Below are 17,910 nucleotides of genomic sequence, written 5' to 3'. Positions count from 1 at the left end.
AGAACGCATTTCAAAGAATTCGTTCTTTTTTGTTTGAAGATAAAACAGAATGGTTTATGTACTAGTTTATAAATTCTCAAAAAGAATTTTACGTATATAATATATTAGAAAACTTTAAACTAAAGAAAAGAGAAAGGAAAATATGAAAAAGATTTTTTTAAAAAAATATTACTCATTATTAGCAGTTAGTATCATCCCTGTTTTTGTGACTTCTACAGCATGCGCAAATAACAATTATGACAAAAATAAAACGGATGATAAACTAGACAAAAATATTAATACTGACAAAGAAAACAATAAAAACGAGATATCTGATGATAAAAAGGATAATCCTTCATTAAATAAAGAATCTAATGATAAAATTACAATAGAACAAAAACAAAATAAAAAAATTAGTACTTTTAAAAAATATTTAAATTTAAGCGAAGAAAAAAGAAAAATATACGATAATTTTTTCTTAGGTATGTTCACGTTACCATGAGGAGCAGTTGAAAAAATAGATAAAACATCTGATATATTAGATAATAGTTTAAAACCAAATAATGAAGAAAATAACAAACAAGAAATTGATAAAGAACCATTAAAATATGGAATAATTACAATCTTAAAAACTAAATCAAGTGTAATCTTGAATTTAAGGCTAGAAGATGATTATTCAAAATATGATTTTTGAACATTTCCTACAAAAGAGGAATTTTCACATAGACTTCAAAAAAGTAACAAAAAAAGTAGTAAAACACCTAATAATACAATATGAATAACATTTGATTTAAGTGATTATTTAAATAGGACTGATTCAGAAAATTTAAGATTCTTTTTTTATTATAATATTAATAATGGCGAATATAAAAAATTAGAATTCGATAAAAAGGTAATAATAAAGAACAAAGAAATTGTAATAGAATAAAAAACGCATAGTAATCTATAAAAGATTATTTGCGTTTTTTATTCTATTAAGGTTCAGGGTAATATGCATTTAAACTATAATCTTCTAAAAATTCATTTAAAGAAGAATGGACATTTATAATGTTTTTTATTTTGGAGAATAATTCGTTTTTATTATTCGAATCCACAGTTCATAATGAAGAATCTAATTCACATTCTTTTATTTTTTCGGCTCTTTCAATAATTTCTTTCGCACGAGATTTTAAAGGATGATAAATATTGTAAGTTTCAGAATGTATTTTAGCATATTTAACTCTTTCGATTAACGATTGCAATGTGGTTAAATTAATATTTTTTATGCTATTATTTAATTCTAATAAACTTAATATTTCAGAAATTTCATTTATATTTCGTTTAACTTTTTCAATATTACTTAAAATATTAGAATGTTCTAAGTTAGATTCACTTAAATCAAATAATTGTTTTTTAAGTTCATCATTTATTGTTATTTTATTATCATTTTTAGTTGTTGATATATTTAATTTATCTTTTAGAAGATTATATTTCAGAAATAATTCTTTTTGTACGTTAAGTAAATTAGATCTATACTCAAATTTTATTTTTTCTTTTTGTGTAATTAACTTTTCTTTTAAGTCTTTTAATTCTTTAAAAGTATTTTTAAAGTTTTTTTCTTTTATTTTCATTTTATTAATAAGCTCATTTAATTTTACTAAAGTTTCTTTAGCGTACCCAGAACCTTCAACTTCTTTTATTAAACTATTAATGTCAACGATACATTCGTTTATAGAGTCAATTAATTTGCTTTTTTCAACTCCTTCTCTCATTAATTGTTTAATATTATTAATTGATTTGTCTAATTCATTTTTGTCATTTTCTAAAAGTTGAATGTTTGTAGTTTTATTTAAGATACTTTTTTTATGTTTTTGGATAATCGTATATAAATTATTTACATCAATTTGAAATTTTTTTATTTGAATTTGATTTAAGTTTAAAAATTTTTCAGCCTCTTTTACGTGTTGCTCATATGATTTATAATTTATATTTTTATTTTCCATAGTTTTATTTTCTTTGCCAAAAATATCTCTCTCTTTATTTAAAGCAACGTTTGTGTTAATATTATTTTTTTCTTTTCCGTTACCTCCTTTCTGTTTATTGTTTGTAATAATATTTTTTTCTATTTCTTTTTTATCGCTAGAACAGGAAAGAGTTGAAATAGACATAACAACTCCTATGTTAATTGATAAAAAATACTTTAACTTATTTTTTAGTTTTTCCATAGCGCATAAAAGTATAACATAAAATTATTTTTTAAGTAATTTTTAAAAAACATAAAAAAATATTTTCTTTTTCAAATTACACTACTATTTTTATTTTTTGAAAGAAAGTAAGTAAAAAAATCATCTCTTTTTTATCTCAGAAAGTTAAAAATGATATGTAAAAATGCTATATTTTTAAACTTTTTTAAACAAATTATAATGTTAAAAATAAATAAAAAATCGCACAAAATGCGATTTAAATGTGCAATAAAATTATTTTTCTGATAAATATCTCATTACTTCAGCCGCACAATCATCAACAACCTCTTCGACCTGGTCGAATGAGTTTATGATGCATCCTGATGCACGTTCATGACCTCCGCCGCCTCATTTAACGGCTACATTTCTAACGATCGGACCATTTGAACGTAATTCAACTCTAATTCTTCTATCTTCTTCCTCTGTAAATTGAACTCATATCGGGAATCCTTTGATATTAGCGATTGTATTGACTTTAACTGATGATTGAGGGTTTTTACCTAATTTGAGTGTATCTTCAAGAGAATTTTGAATATAAGCAACCCCATCTCTAGTTTTCAAAGTCGATAATAATCATGAATTATATTTTAAATCTTCTAAACTAGTTGTTGCTAAACTTTTATGTATATAATCAGCATCCAAACCAGCCTCATATAATTTTGAAGCCAAATATAAGGTTCTTGCCTTTACGGTACTAAATAAAAATCTACCTGAATCTGTATTTATTCCTAAATAAAGATAATTTGCTGCTTTAGGTGTAATTTTTCAACCGTTCACTACCGCAATTTCTGTAACCATTTCGTCAGCCGCAGAATATGAACTATCGACTCACCTAATTGTATTATCACCTAAATCATCACCGTTAGGATGGTGATCAATTCTTATAATTGTAGGGAATAAATTTTTATCTAAAACTTCTCTAGATTCGATTCTTTCTTTACCATTTGCATCAACTACTACACCTAGTGATTTTGATAAAATTTCATCATCAGGAATTTGATCCATTGTAAAATCTAAAAAATTATAAGTATTTTTACTATCTCCTATTGCGTAAACTTTTTTATCAGGAAAATTTGTTTTAATTAGTTCTTTTAAACCAAATTGTGAACCTAAACAATCACCGTCTGGTCTAATATGATGAAATATAACTATCGAATCATATTTATAAATTTCTTTAGTTACTAGTTCTAAATTACCAACTTTCATTATTTTGCCTCTCATTCAAGTATTAAATCATTAAGTTTTGAAATAACTTCAGGAATTTGTTCAAAACTTTCTAAAGTTAACCCTGCGGCATTGTCGTGACCACCACCATTATATTGTTTTGCGATTTTATTTACAAGTGGCCCGTTAGATCTCAATCTTCCTCTAACCTTACCATCTTCTAATTGAACAAATAAGGCTCAACAAGAATTATTATCAATGTTAGCTAAATCATTAACATATTGTGCAGCTTTAAACGAATCAATGTTAAATTCTTTTAAGAAATCTTCTTCTATGACATAATATAAAACACGTCCTTCTTGCTTAAATTCAGACAAGATACGTCCAGAAATTTTAATATCTAAAAGACTTCTTTTTGAAAGTTCTCTTAAAATTTCTTTTGGATGGAATCCATTTTTCATTAAAAACGAAACTAATTCGTAAGTTCTTTGCGATGTATCTGGATATAAAAATCTACCTGAATCAGTGTTGATTCCTAAATAAATATGTGCAGAAGCCTTTTGAGTAACTTCTCAATTTCCATCATAAGCAATTTTTGCTATCATTTCAGCGGCTGCTACATAATGTTCGTCTATTCATTGATACTCATATTCAATATCAGCATCATTTGGGTGATGATCAATTCTTAGTCTAGCGGTTGTTTTTTTCTCGTAAAGCAATTCAGAACATTCAATTCTATCACCACTAGAAGCATCTACAACAATTGATAAAGAATCATTAAAATCAATTTGATCAATTGGCGTGAATTTATAGTCCATAAATTCAAAAATACCATAATTATTACCAATTGTATAAACATTTTTATCTGGAAAGTTTGTTTTAATTAGTTCAGCGAGCCCATGTTGTGATCCTAAGCAATCACCATCTGGTCTAATATGGTGAAAAATCACTATATTTTTATATTTTTTTATTGCATCAATTGCAACTTGGGAATTTCCTATTTTCATTATTTCTCCTAAATATTTTTATTAATTTTATCTAAATATTTATCTATTAATTCTAAATCAAAAATATTATTTAAATATGAAATTAGATAACTTCTAAAATCATCTAATTTTTCACTTGATTTATCATTTTTTAGAACATTAAACTTTTCTTCTATTTCTTCTATTTTATCATTTTTAATCGCATCATAGCTTATGATTTTTTTATAAATCATTTCTAATGCATCAAATTTATTGTCTGAAAAATCAAAAGCATATAAATTTGTAAAATAATCATCAACGATTTGGCTCATATAATTCCAGTTATTTCTTAGTTTCTGGTAATCTTCAGAAGGAATAATTAATTTAAACTCTAAAGCATTATAATAATTGTTTAAAACTTTAACAAAAATACTTTCAGATCTTTTATAGTATAAATCAAATAATTTATCAAATTGTTCCATAAAATCGAATGATAAAGAAAATTTCAAATCATCATAGTATAAATTTTTAAAATCATTCTGAATTTTGTTAATTTGTTCCAAATCTTCAAACTCAAATCTTTTATTAGTGTTTCTTTTATCGACTAAAGTTTTTATAGATCAAGATAAATTTTTAATTTTACCTTCTTCACTAACTATTGAATAAGTCATTTTTTCAAGAAAGTACAATTTTTGCTCATAATAATCTAATTTTAACTGATATAATTCTCTATTTGATTCATCAAAATAATAAGAATCTATGCCTCCGAAACCATCTATTAAAGCGTAAAGTAAAGTCATTTTTTCAGATCTTATTTCAGATTCAATACTTTCATTTGGTATTTTTTCAATTTCCAAAATAACATCTTCAATTAACTTAATTTTAGCTTCTTGATTTGGTATATAATGATTTCAACCGTTTGTATTAATATCATAACCTTTAATATCTTCATTAATTGTCTTTTTCATTAAATCAATATTTTTTTTGATTACCGGCAATAAAAAACGATATTTCGGATCATTTTTAGACTGAGTATTTATATAAATTTTTTCTAAATAATTTATATTGCTTGCAAACTTTGCTTCGCTCGGAACCGAACAAGAAACAACCATAATCGGAAATGAAATAATTAAAGAAGAAAAGCTAATTTTAATTAACATTTTTTTTAATTTATTTTTAATAAATAACATATTTATATTTTACTATAATTGTTATTAAATTCACTTAATTATAAAAGAAAATAAAACAATTATATTTACTATTTATCACTTTTAATAAATAAAAAATATAATTGTTTTATTATTTGGTGCCCAAGACAGGACTTGAACCTGCACGGATTGCTCCACTAGATCCTTAGTCTAGCGTGTCTGCCAATTTCACCACTCGGGCTTAATATTATTTTACATTATTTCATAAAAATTAAAAATATTATCTTATAAAAATAATAATTTTTAACAGTGATAATCTATTAAAAATTATTATTCATTAAAAAAACACAGCTCTTTTTTATTTTAGATCGAATTAGAGCTGTGCAAATAAAATTATAGAACGATTAGTGAATTCACTAATTTAGAAAATAATAAAGTAACATTAAGCTTATATATGTAGTAAATATTCTGAAAAGTTAAGATTAATGTTTCAATTTATTTTTTTATTTTTGGCTGACTTATAAAAATCAACCTATACTAATTATAAACCTTTTAAAAAAATAAATTTAAAATATACATTATAATTCTATTTCTTCTTATTATAAATAAGAACTATTTTATAATTTAATAGTAATAAATATTAGAAGCAAAATTTAGGAGACACAAAAAATGAATAATAGCAAAAATTTTAATCTCTATTTGATGGATGGTGATGTTACTGGAAGAATAAAGTGTACATTAGCAAATTGAACTGGCCTTGTATATAAAGTGCCAAGATCGCATATTGATAAATGCAAAGATAGACAAGACTTGAAACAAAGTGGAGTTTATTTTCTATTCGATAAAAACGACAACGATGAAGATGAAGTTTATATAGGACAAGCAGGAATTCGTAAAAATGGTGAAGGTATACTTTTTAGAGTGATGGAACACTTAAGGGATAATACATACTTTAGCGACGTAGTAATGATAACAACCCAAAATAACTCGTTTGGACCAACAGAAATAAGTTATCTCGAAAATAGATTTACTAATATGACCGTTTCCACAGATAGATTTAAAGTTAGAAATGAAAACGATCCCAATCCTGGTAACGTTACTGAAGAAAAAGAATCAGAACTAGAAGACTTCATTGAATATTCAAAAATGGTGCTTGGTGTTTTAGGATATAAATTATTTGTCCCACTAATTGATCATACAAGTAAAAATACCCCTAAAGAAACAAAAGAATTAATGTTGTATCTTTCTCGTAAAAACAAAAAATCAAACAAGATAATTGAATCGAAATGTATGAGAACTAATGAAGGATTTGTAGTACTAAAAGATAGTATTATCGAATTAGAAGATTCAAATTCTATACCTAAAACAATAAAAGAAATTAGAAAAAAATGTAAAAATAATAATGAAATAGTAAATGGAAGACTTACAAAAAACTATCTTTTCAATAGTCCATCATACGCAGCAGCGTTCGTGTTAGGGATGAACACAAATGGTAGAACCGATTGAAAAAATGAAAATGGTATAACTTTAAAAGATATAGAAGAGAATGGTGATAATACAATATAAAAAAATGATACTAATCAAGCCATAAGTTGAATATATAATTTAGCAAAAGATATTTAAAGAAAAAATGAAATTAAGAGTTAATTCTTAATTTCATTTTTAATTATTCAATAGCCATTTTTTGAACTAAAAATATATTAAATTTTATTTGCATCTTTTAATGATGATAATAAATACTTTCAAAATATTTTTATTAGATATTAATTTAGCATCTTTTTATGCCAAATAAAATAAATTGAATAAAATTTTAATATAATAATTTTGATAATTAAATTTATATTAGGGAGTTTTTAAAATAAAATATGAAAAAATGAAAATTTATATTGGGTACTTTAATACCTTCTATGACTAGTTCACTAGTTTTTGCGGTATCATGCAACGCCAATGAACAAAATAATAAAAAAGCAGATGACCCAGAAGTTATCTATAATAAATCAACAGTTCAGTTGAATAATGAAAATAACGTGCAATCTATTAATGAATTAAAAAACCAAAATTCATTACAAGCTAATACTCTTATTGAAGAAATTCAAAAAGGTATTGAAAAATTAAACGAAATTATTGATAACGAAATCCAACAATTAAATGAAAAAGATAAAGTAGATGAACACTCTTATAGAATATCTGAAAATTCCAAATTTCTAAAATTTTATGCAATAAAGTCTAATAACGGAAATAGTGAAGTACATATAATTAACGAAAACATCTTGCAATATATAAAATCATTTAAAAATAGTTTTGTGTCGGTTGCAAAAGACGCACAAGTCAAAGAAAATGTGAAGTTGATAATCGAAAACGTTCTAAGTATTTTTTCTGATCTTACAATTAGTTTAGGTTTTAGCGCAAAAGAAGCTAAAGAAATTATCTCTTATGAAATTTTACCTATATTAAAAGAAATTCTTGATGTTGAAAAAACATTGCAAAAAGCTAATAATCTTCTAGAATTATATAACAGTTTTAAGTTAAGTATAAATACATCAATGCAAAATACAATGTTTATAATTGATAAACTAAAAGATTTTTTAGGAATTGCGGAAACACTTGAAAGATTAAAAAATATGTATTTAAGCGTGTTTAAGAGACAACCAAAAATAAAAGAACTCATCATTAAGGAGCAAATAAAAGATTCCGATATCGAAGCTTCCATAAGTTCATTATTCACTCCTAAACCAGGTAAAAATTCTGAAGAGATAAATCAAAAAATAATGGTAATTAGAGGAATTTTAGGAAAATTATATAGTTATAATAGAGAATCAAACGGAACAACATCATTTAGATTTAATAGTTTAAATCAAAATGATAAACAATTATTAGTTAATAATTTCAAAGATTTATTGGTTATTAACAATAATTTTATCGGATCAAATGAATTTAAAGGAGAAATAGCCAATTACTTTGCAGGTGTTATAGAAAATATAGCAAATAAAAATCAAATCCCTCAAAAAATAAATACTATTTTAGATTTATTTGATTCTATTAAAAACAGAGTGTCTCAAATATTATTTAGTAGCAGAAACGCTTAATCCTGAAGATATTAAATTGTGTAATTAGATAATAAAAAATGCAAACTTAAATTTGCATTTTTTAATTACACTAATTGATCAAAAATGTCGTCACCTGTTTCTTCAACAATATCAACGCCAAAGTTTTTAGCAACAATATTACCTAATGTTCCTAAACCTTGGAAGTTAGGTAATACTTTTGGTTTTGTAAACATTTTTGAAAAAATTGTAGCAGGTAAAAATTCTCTTGTATGATTAAATCCTGGATATAAAGGATCATTTCCATGGTCGGAAGTTACAATTAATAAATCATCTTCACGCATTGCGTTAATTAATTTGCCTAATTTAACATCTAATTTAGCAATATTTTCGGCATAACCGTGAACATTACGTCTATGTCCATAGTGTGAATCAAATTGTACTAAATTAGTAAAAATAAATTTATTTTCTGTCTCTTGTTGTGCTAATTCTATCGTAATATCCATGCCATCTTCATCACCTTGACTTGCGTAGTGAGTACTAATTCCTTGACCAACAAAAATATCGTTGATTTTACCTATCGAAACAACTTCGACACCTTTATCTTGTAGTCTGTTCAAAATCATTTCGCTTGGTTTGTTTGCATAATCATGTCTATTAAATGTTCTCTCAAAACTTCCGAATGTACCGATGTATGGTCTAGCAATAATACGACCTACATTCCATTCAGGACGCGATGAACAAATTTCACGAGCGGCTTTTGCATATCTATATAAATTATCTAATCCTGTTCATTCCTCGTGCGCACATATTTGTAAAACGGAGTCGAGTGATGTATAAACTATTATAGCGCCTCTTTCCTTTTCTTCATGTGCTAATTCATTAATTATTTCAGTACCTGATGAAGATTTATTACCAACAATTGGTCTTCCGTCAAATGCTTTAGATAACTCATCAATCAATTCTTGAGGGAACCCTGTTTCCGTAAATGTCGGAAATGGTGTAACTGTTTTAATACCCATCATTTCTCAATGTCCTGCTAAAGTATCTTTTGCATTAGACACTTCTTGAACTTTAGCCATATATGCTAAAGTTTTTGGCACATGATAGTTACCATTTAAATTTGTAATATTACCTATTCCTAATTTTTTTCATGTGTCAATTTTAAATTCTTCAACCATTGAAGCCGATCTTATTGTATTTGCACCAGCATCACCAAAGAATTTTTGATCTCTATCAGGACCAATACCTAGACCGTCTGTTACAATCATAAATATACGTTTAAATTTTGCCATATATTAACTCCTTTTTGTATTTTTTAATATACATTTAATTTTACTCTTATAATTGAAAAAAATATATTTTATTTTGTTTTGATTTTTAAATTTTAAAAATAAAAAATGATATAATAATTACATTAAAAATACAAAAACACAATTTTAGGGGGAAAAAAATGAAAAAAGTACTATTTTTGGAAGGATCATTAGATAATTCAAACAACTCATATTCAACAGTTGCTATGAATAAATTATATGAAAAATTAGTTGCAGAAGGTCACCAAGTTGAAAAATTTAACTTAAACGAAACACACTCAAAAGTATTTTTAACAAACTCAACATGAAAAACATACTTTAACGATATTAAAAGTGATTTTTGAATTGACAAACTAAAAGAAATAGATTTATTAGTTATTTCAGAATCAATGACAAACTTTGGGGCAGCAGCTGTTGTTAAAAACTTTATCGATTCAATAGCTGTTGCTAACAAAACATTTTCATATAAATATTCTAAAAAAGGTGATGCTGTTGGTCTATTAGACAAATTAAATGTTTTAGTGGTTGCATCTCAAGGTGCACCACGTGATTGATATCAATGAGGAAGCCATATAAGTTGATTAGTTGGTACATTTAACTTCTTAGGAGCAAAAAAAGTTGATACAATTGAAATTACAGGCACAAAAACAGCATTATTTAAAGACACAAATCCTGAAAAATACTACGAAGAAAACAAAGAATTATTTGATTCTAAATTAAAAGAATTTGACTTATAGTATTAAAAAAGTTCCTTGATAATTACAAGGAACTTTTTATTCAATTATTTTTTATCATCTACGTATACAATTGTAAAACGTAAAGGTGTCCCGCCGTTTTGCTCATCAAACAAAATTTTTACTCATCTTTTAGAACCGAATGTTGATGCTAATTTTTCTGATCTAGCATATCTAGCTAAATCAAAATTTTGCAATGCTACTTGGTTTTGAAATAACGACGGATAAATATATGAATATGTAAAAATTGCAACATCAGTTTTTTGTTTATTTTTTGGAATTTCTTGGTCTCCATCTTTAACTTGTGTTGAAAAAGAAATTTTTAAAATAATGCCTTGTTTAGTTAATAAGTAAGCATCATATTCAAGATTTTCATCCATAACATTTTCTTCGATAACATATTGCAAAACTTCATTTGTTGTTGGACGATTAAAGGCGCTTGTTTCTAAACTGCTTTTTTGTATGTCTTGACTTAATGCCTCTAATGTACCTTGAAATTGATCAAAAGCATCGTATAGAGCAAATGTAAATCTATCTAAATTAAATAAAAATCAAAGTCAATTTCTTGAAAATAATTCAGATAATTTTGCACGATAATCTTTTAGACCAATTACTTTTTTACTTGAAAAAAAGCTATCATCTGAACGATACATTGCAACAACATTATTACCATAAAGTAAATAATCTTTTATTTCAGTTAAATAATTATCACTTATTTCTCTTTGTTTTTTAATATAAGCTTTTTTACTTTTTTCTGTTTTAAAGGCCAAATTTAATAAAGAGTTTACATATTCATATTTTAAGAAAATGTCCCATTTGTCTTCTTTTATTTCTTTAGTAACAATTTGACTCATTTTTGTTTCGTTAGATATATTTTGTGTTTTTTGTCATGAAACAGCAATTGTCGGAACTAAAGCCAAAATTGGAGAGAAAATAAATCATTTTTTAATTTTTTTCATTATTTACCACCTTTATAAACTAACGCACCAAGTGCTGGAAAACCAAAATTATCTATCACTTCTTTTTCAAATGAGTCGAAACCTTGTTGTTGACGATGAATAATACCATTATGATAAGCATCAGATACTAATTTAATAGATATATTTTGTGTTCTCGATCTTGAAAAATAAACAATCTTATCAAAAGTTAAAATTTTGTTTTCCTCGTTATTCTTAGAAATTAATACTCTTATTAATATTCTACCTTTCCTTAAGTAATAAACGTCATTTGGAGATTCAAAAGATTCATCACCTTCCTTTAATTGGTCTCAATAATTATCAAAGAATTTTAAACCATCAGGTCTTGATTGTTTTTTTAAACGACTAAAAAATTCTTCTGTGTGTTTAGCAGTTTCTATTTCCGGAAATGTTCATCAACTTGAATAAGTTCAACTGAATTTATCTATATTTTTAATTATAAATAATCAATTATTTGTGTAAAAATTTCTTAATTTATTTAATCCTTCTTCGGTTTTAAATTCTAAATAACTTTTACTTAATTCATCAAACTGATTAAATAATTCATTTTCTTTTTTTTGTGAATTTAAAAAATTAACTTTTCCAATTTCATCATCTCTAAACCTTAAATTAACTAAATTTTCAATAATTTCGTTTGTTGAAACTTCATGTGGGTTTAAAGTGTTAGGAACAAACTCAAAACCAGTTGGAATATTGCTCTTTAATTTTGAACTTTCACTAATATTTATGCATGAAGCAAGAGAAAAGAAAATTGGTAAAGTTCCCAATAAAGAAATTCTTAAAAAATTTTTTTTAATTTTACTCATCTATAAACCTCATACTAAATCTATATATATTTAGTCCGTCTTTATTGATTTCATCTAGAGCTGATGTAAAATGTCCGTTATATTGATATATAGCTTGAAATTCCATATATTTTTCGTCGTTATGATCGCTTAAGAAGGATTCATCGTTAAATGTCTCGCCTTCTGATTCGGCGTCCCCTTTTGCATATTCATACTCATTATTAAATTCTTCTAGACGTTTTTGATAAATTAAGTTTTCTAAATTTTGTAATTGTTCTTCAATATTATTCGAATCATTTAAAATTAATAAATCTGTCATAATTTGAATTTTAGGGACTCCATTTTCTTTAAATTTTCAAATTTTAACTGCTTTATTGTTGTCATAAATTAAATATCAAGATTCTTTATCGGTATAAGCGTTGCTATTTTTTAACATATCAATATCTTGATAATTAATCTTAATTAATTTTGTAGGGTTAATATTTTTAATATTGATAGTTAATGAACCAAAATCTTTTTTAACTTGATCGAAATACTCTTTTTCCTTATCAAAAGCACGATATTTATCTCCATACGGATTATATATATACTTAAAATGTGAAATATTATTTAGTGTTCAATATCAATCATTTGACAATGCATTTTTAATTACATCTTTAGATTTGTTGGCTAAATAATTATAATCTCCATTTTTATGAACACTATTAGTAATAAAAATCGGATCATAAACAAATGCATATTTTAATTCGTTATATTTAGCATCTGATTTATTTTCTTGTTGAAAAACATATATATTTTTTTCATTTTCATTATCATTTGTGAAAAAATTTAAAATAGTTTCAATAGAAGAGTTTTTATAAAAATAATTTTTCTCTTTTTTATTGAATGAGTTTATCTGATTTTTTTGCTCGTTACTACTTATACAACTAATAACACTTATTGGTAAGATAAATAAACTAGCACTAACTAGAAATAACTTTTTCATAAAACAACGCCTCTAAAGATTCTTTTTTATGACCTGAATATAATATTTTACCATTATGAATAAGCGTTACAGAATCAACATATTTATCTATTTCTGCTAAAACATGAGAACTAATTAAAATTGTAATTTTTTCTTTATCATTAATGTTTTTTAGTAATGAAAATAATTCAAATCTTGCACTAGGATCTAAATTAGCGGCTGGTTCATCCAAAATTAATAATTTAGGATTATGTAACAAAGCTTGAATTAATAAAACTTTTTTCTTTTGCCCTGAAGAGAAATTATATGGTTTTTCGTTAATTAAATTTTCAATATTAAAGAACTTCAAATAGTGGTAAATTCTTTCTTTAGCAACTTCTTTTTTGATGTTTGATAAAATAGATAAATTATATAAATAGTTATAAACTGTTAATTCTTTTGGGAATACGGCAACTTCAGGAACATAACCTAATATTTCGCGCGCCTCTGCATTTTTAACATCAATATTATTGATTAAAACATTTCCTTGGTAATTTGTATATGCACCAATTATTGTCTTAATTGTCGTTGTTTTACCAGCACCATTTTCACCTATAAAAGCATGAAATGCTCCGGCATCTATAGAAAAACTAATTTCATTAATTCCACGATTAGATTTTAAAAATATTTTTTTTAAATTCTTAATTTCTAAAATTTTTTTCATAACTATTTAAATTCCTTTCTTTTGTATAGGACAAATACGGATGCAAATAGCCCTGAAATAATTATTATTCATAATATAAAGTAGATATTTTTGTTTACTATTTGTTTTTCTCTATTTATAGAAAATAACTGGTCTTCAGATTGAAATAAATAATTACTATTACTATGGATTAAATCATATCTAATTAAAACTTTATTTTCTTTTACAAATAGTTTTTTTTCGAAACTTTGATATCCTCCGATTAAGTATTTAAACCCTGCAACGTTTAATTCGATCCTATTATCGCCAAAAGAATCTGGTTTTTCTTGATCAACGATAACCGCTTCAAAAATATCACTATCTTGATAATTAAAATAAATAAAATTAAGTATTGCTACCGCAAAATAAAGTTTTCTCTCTATTTCGGACTGTAACTTTTTATCTTTAATCGCATGTTCATCAAACAATACTAAATTAGAATTAGAGTATTGATTAATTTGACTTTCGTTATTATTAACAAAAGACGAAATAGTATCAAATAATTTTCATTTTAATTGAACAACATCAATTATTTCGTCACCATTACCTACTTCACTTTTAAAATTATTAACAAATTCTCTAGCTATAAAATTAAATGACGGATCTTGTAAAACTTCATAAACATATCTTCATTTTAATTTACCTACCAAATTGTTTTCAGCAGAGAACTCCGAGTTATCTTCAGGAAAAGAAACATCTACACTTGAAGCGTCTTCTCTTGCATAAATAATATCAGTGTTAATACTATTTGGAATTACAGAATTTGATTTTAATAGTCCAGGAACTATATATTTTTGTGAGTTTTGGTTTTTGTTTGTTACATTAAATTTCTTTTGATCTACATTTTGATCTAATTTATATTTAAATAAAATGCTATCTAAATTATTATAATAAACATAATTATCTTGATTTGAAAAACTATTTTTACTAATAGATTCAAATACGTTTTGATCATTAAAATTAAAAATATCTAACAATTGGTAAGGAGTAGATAATCATGAATAGATTTGTCACTCATTTGATGATTTATTAGCAATATTCATAACTTCTTTTAAATAATTAACTTGTTCTTGGGTAAATTTTTTATTTTCATAACCATTTGGTATCAATAATAACTCATCTTTATTGTTATTCATGAAATAAGGTTCCACATTGACCTCATTGCCCGAAAAATGATAAGGGTATTTTTTATTTATATAGTATGCAGCATTATTTACATTTGTAGTAGCGTTAGAAGAAAGTAATGAACCCCCTAATGCTAAAGGGATAAAAAATACTAGTGGTAATGTAATTGATATTTTTTGACTTAGTTTATAACTTATTAAAGAAGTTATTAAACCAATCAATAAATAGGTTACTAACCCTACAACAAAAAATAATAATGAATAAACAAAAAGATTTACCGAAGAATATAATGCATATGTAGAAATAAATGCTGATATGAATAAAATTGATGACCAAATTAATCCAAAATAAATTAGAGTTAATAATTTTCCTAATACAAAATTATTCCTTGAAATAGGTTTAGATAAACCGACTAATTCTAAACCCTCTTCTTCAAAATCTTTAAAAATATTCAAAGACTTAATCGATGCAAATAAAACTGTTGTAATTAGAATTCCAAATATGTATAAATGTGATGAAAGTGGCAAGTGTTTTTCGCTTATAACAAACTTAAATACAAAACCAATAATAAAAGAAACCATTAAAGTTAAAGATGGAATAATGATTGAACTTTTCTTCTTAAACACAGTATTAAAAGCAAATTTTGAATATTTAAATGCCGATGTTTTCATATTTTAACCTTTCTAAACAATAATATGAATTAAATGATGAAATAATTTTGTAACTTGTTGTATACAAAATTATTTCTTATGAATTTTTATTAAAAAATCTTTAAATTATAAATTAGAACAAAAAGGACTAGTAAATAAAATTATTTAGATAAATTTATGTAATTGTGGTTTTTTATAAATTAATTTTTTTACAAATCTAAATTATTATATCATTAATTAACTGATTTTATTTTTCTTTTTTAATTTGAATCATTACTTATAAAAAACACCTTAGATTTAAACTAAGGTGTCATATATTATTTTTTATTATATGTATCAATTCTCAATAATGTTTTTTTGAGTTTTAATTCCATGCTATATGCATCTGCTGCACTATATTTGTTTTCACGAAGTTTATTTTCCAATTGATCTCTTTCTTTTATTGCACGTTCAATATCTATGTCTTTAACATTTATAATATCATCTGTTATAATATTAATTTTATCCTTAAGCACATAAATTAACCCGCCACCTATGAAAAATTTTTCGGTACCAGGTTTATTTTCTCAACCAATTGTTAATGTTCCTATTTCAATATTTGAAAACATTGTTGAGTGTCCCGGTTGAATTCCTATATAACCACGTGACATTTTAAGTGTAATAATCTCAACATCATTTTCATAAAAAATACCTGAAGGAACAGTTATTTTTAAATACATTTTAGACATTATTTTTTATTAAATCTTGCGATAACATCATCGATGCTTCCTGCATATCTGAATAAATCTTCAGGATATGAATCGTATTTACCTTCTAAAATTTCCTTAAAGCTTCGTATTGTATCTTTTAGTGGCACATATGCACCTTTAATACCTGAAAACTTCTCTGCAACTGTAAACGGTTGAGATAAGAAGTTTCTGATTCTTCTTGCACGAGCTACTATTTTTTTATCTTCTTCTGATAGTTCACCCATACCTAAAATTGCAATAATATCTTGTAACTCTTTAAATCTTTGTAAAATAGATACTACTTTTTGTGCGACATCATAATGTTCAGCACCAACCACAAGTGGATCTAATAATCTAGATGATGAGTTAAGAGGGTCAATCGCCGGGTAAATACCTAAAGAAGCTATACCACGGTCTAAAACTGTTTTAGCATCTAAGTGAGTAAATGTTGTTGCAGGCGCCGGATCAGTTAAATCATCAGCAGGAACATAAACCGCTTGAACAGATGTTATTGAACCTCTTCTAGTTGAAGTAATACGTTCTTGCAAGGCGCCCATTTCTGTTGCTAATGTTGGTTGATAACCAACAGCTGATGGCATACGACCTAATAAGGCTGACACTTCCGAACCAGCTTGTGTAAATCTAAAAATATTGTCAATGAATAATAAAACATCTTGATTTTGTTTATCTCTAAAATATTCTGCCATTGTAAGACCGCTAAGCGCAACTCTCATACGAGCACCTGGAGATTCATTCATTTGACCAAAGACTAATGCTGTTTTATCTAAAACACCAGCAGCATTCATTTCATGGTATAAATCATTACCTTCACGAGTACGTTCACCAACTCCCGCAAAAACAGAAAGCCCATTATGTTGTGTTGCAATATTGTTGATTAATTCTTGAACAAGAACTGTTTTACCAACCCCTGCACCACCAAAAAGACCAATTTTTCCACCTTTTGCGTATGGTATTAATAAATCAATAACCTTAATACCTGTTTCTAATATTTCTGAAGATGTTTTTTGTTCTTCATAACTTGGAGAAGGGGCATGAATAGGCATTCGCTCAACATCTTCATCCATTGGTTTATCATCAATAGGATTACCTAAAACGTCAAACATTCTACCTAAAACTGCATTACCAACCGGCATAGAAATAGCACGTCCTGTATCTAAAACTGTCATTCCTCTACGAAGCCCGTTTGTTGAGCCCATTGCAATTGTACGAGCTGTATCATCACCAATATGTTGTGCAACTTCAAAAGTATAAACTTGATCTTCGTGCTTGATAGTTAAAGCGTTTAATAATTTAGGTAATTTACCTTCTTGAAAACGCACGTCAACTACCGGACCAAGAATTTGTACTATTGTACCTTCGTTTCTTATCAT

Annotated in this window: 16 protein-coding genes and 1 tRNA gene; 4 read left to right on the top strand and 13 right to left on the bottom strand. The window is 25.6% G+C overall.

What is annotated here, in order from left to right:
• The first annotated feature begins 142 nt into the window (after positions 1-142).
• Positions 143-907 (top strand): hypothetical protein, encoded by a 765-nt coding sequence (locus JXZ93_RS01515; protein ID WP_205852521.1) that lies wholly within the window; start codon positions 143-145, stop codon positions 905-907.
• 46 nt (positions 908-953) lie between these two features.
• Here the strand turns inward: JXZ93_RS01515 and JXZ93_RS01510 are convergent, their stop codons facing one another.
• The 5 genes from JXZ93_RS01510 to JXZ93_RS01490 form a co-directional block, all read right to left on the bottom strand.
• Positions 954-2,183 carry a hypothetical protein gene (locus tag JXZ93_RS01510; protein WP_205852520.1) on the bottom strand — a complete coding sequence of 410 codons (1,230 nt, stop codon included), beginning with the start codon at positions 2,181-2,183 and terminating at the stop codon, positions 954-956.
• A gap of 252 nt (positions 2,184-2,435) precedes the next feature.
• On the bottom strand, positions 2,436-3,407 hold the full coding sequence (locus tag JXZ93_RS01505) for a bifunctional oligoribonuclease/PAP phosphatase NrnA (RefSeq protein ID WP_205851899.1): 972 nt from the start codon (positions 3,405-3,407) through the stop codon (positions 2,436-2,438).
• Positions 3,407-4,372, bottom strand: coding sequence for a bifunctional oligoribonuclease/PAP phosphatase NrnA (locus JXZ93_RS01500; RefSeq protein WP_205851900.1), 966 nt, complete (start codon positions 4,370-4,372; stop codon positions 3,407-3,409). The genes JXZ93_RS01505 and JXZ93_RS01500 overlap by 1 nt, the downstream gene beginning before the upstream one ends.
• An 8-nt stretch (positions 4,373-4,380) precedes the next feature.
• A complete protein-coding gene (locus tag JXZ93_RS01495) occupies positions 4,381-5,520 on the bottom strand; it encodes a hypothetical protein (protein ID WP_205851901.1) in 1,140 nt (379 codons plus the stop codon).
• 114 nt (positions 5,521-5,634) lie between these two features.
• Positions 5,635-5,719: transfer RNA gene (locus JXZ93_RS01490), tRNA-Leu, on the bottom strand.
• 428 nt (positions 5,720-6,147) lie between these two features.
• Here JXZ93_RS01490 and JXZ93_RS01485 point away from each other — a divergent pair.
• A complete protein-coding gene (locus tag JXZ93_RS01485) occupies positions 6,148-7,044 on the top strand; it encodes a GIY-YIG nuclease family protein (RefSeq protein ID WP_205851902.1) in 897 nt (298 codons plus the stop codon).
• 299 nt (positions 7,045-7,343) lie between these two features.
• The gene (locus JXZ93_RS01480; RefSeq protein ID WP_205851903.1) at positions 7,344-8,564 is read left to right on the top strand and encodes a hypothetical protein; all 1,221 of its coding nucleotides are present in this window, start codon (positions 7,344-7,346) and stop codon (positions 8,562-8,564) included.
• 65 nt (positions 8,565-8,629) lie between these two features.
• On the opposite strand, the gene JXZ93_RS01475 is transcribed toward JXZ93_RS01480, so the two are convergent.
• Positions 8,630-9,817 carry a phosphopentomutase gene (locus tag JXZ93_RS01475; protein ID WP_205851904.1) on the bottom strand — a complete coding sequence of 396 codons (1,188 nt, stop codon included), beginning with the start codon at positions 9,815-9,817 and terminating at the stop codon, positions 8,630-8,632.
• Positions 9,818-9,975: 158 nt separating this feature from the next.
• On the opposite strand from JXZ93_RS01475, the gene JXZ93_RS01470 reads away from it, so the two are divergent.
• Positions 9,976-10,572 (top strand): FMN-dependent NADH-azoreductase, encoded by a 597-nt coding sequence (locus JXZ93_RS01470; RefSeq protein WP_205851905.1) that lies wholly within the window; start codon positions 9,976-9,978, stop codon positions 10,570-10,572.
• A gap of 44 nt (positions 10,573-10,616) precedes the next feature.
• Here the strand turns inward: JXZ93_RS01470 and JXZ93_RS01465 are convergent, their stop codons facing one another.
• From JXZ93_RS01465 to atpD, 7 genes are all read right to left on the bottom strand, one after another.
• Positions 10,617-11,528 carry an aromatic motif membrane protein gene (locus JXZ93_RS01465; protein ID WP_205852519.1) on the bottom strand — a complete coding sequence of 304 codons (912 nt, stop codon included), beginning with the start codon at positions 11,526-11,528 and terminating at the stop codon, positions 10,617-10,619.
• A complete protein-coding gene (locus tag JXZ93_RS01460; RefSeq protein WP_205852518.1) occupies positions 11,528-12,352 on the bottom strand; it encodes an aromatic motif membrane protein in 825 nt (274 codons plus the stop codon). The genes JXZ93_RS01465 and JXZ93_RS01460 overlap by 1 nt, the downstream gene beginning before the upstream one ends.
• Positions 12,345-13,316 carry an aromatic motif membrane protein gene (locus JXZ93_RS01455; protein ID WP_205852517.1) on the bottom strand — a complete coding sequence of 324 codons (972 nt, stop codon included), beginning with the start codon at positions 13,314-13,316 and terminating at the stop codon, positions 12,345-12,347. The genes JXZ93_RS01460 and JXZ93_RS01455 overlap by 8 nt, the downstream gene beginning before the upstream one ends.
• Positions 13,294-13,998 carry an ABC transporter ATP-binding protein gene (locus tag JXZ93_RS01450; RefSeq protein WP_205851909.1) on the bottom strand — a complete coding sequence of 235 codons (705 nt, stop codon included), beginning with the start codon at positions 13,996-13,998 and terminating at the stop codon, positions 13,294-13,296. Before JXZ93_RS01450 ends, JXZ93_RS01455 begins: the two co-directional genes overlap by 23 nt.
• Before the next feature lie 2 nt (positions 13,999-14,000).
• Entirely contained in the window at positions 14,001-15,812 is a 1,812-nt protein-coding gene (locus JXZ93_RS01445; protein WP_205852516.1) for an ABC transporter permease, read from the bottom strand.
• A 296-nt stretch (positions 15,813-16,108) separates the two neighbouring features.
• The gene (gene atpC / locus JXZ93_RS01440) at positions 16,109-16,519 is read right to left on the bottom strand and encodes an ATP synthase F1 subunit epsilon (protein ID WP_308699350.1); all 411 of its coding nucleotides are present in this window, start codon (positions 16,517-16,519) and stop codon (positions 16,109-16,111) included.
• Complete coding sequence (gene atpD / locus JXZ93_RS01435) at positions 16,519-17,910, bottom strand: F0F1 ATP synthase subunit beta (protein WP_205852515.1); 1,392 nt, start codon at positions 17,908-17,910, stop codon at positions 16,519-16,521. The genes atpC and atpD overlap by 1 nt, the downstream gene beginning before the upstream one ends.

Origin of the sequence: Mycoplasma sp. CSL10166 (genome assembly GCF_017116885.1) — a bacterium.
GTDB lineage: Bacteria > Bacillota_I > Bacilli_A > Mycoplasmatales > Metamycoplasmataceae > Mycoplasmopsis.
Note: the sequence above shows the minus strand (reverse complement) of the source record. Positions and strands in the feature narration are given on the sequence as shown.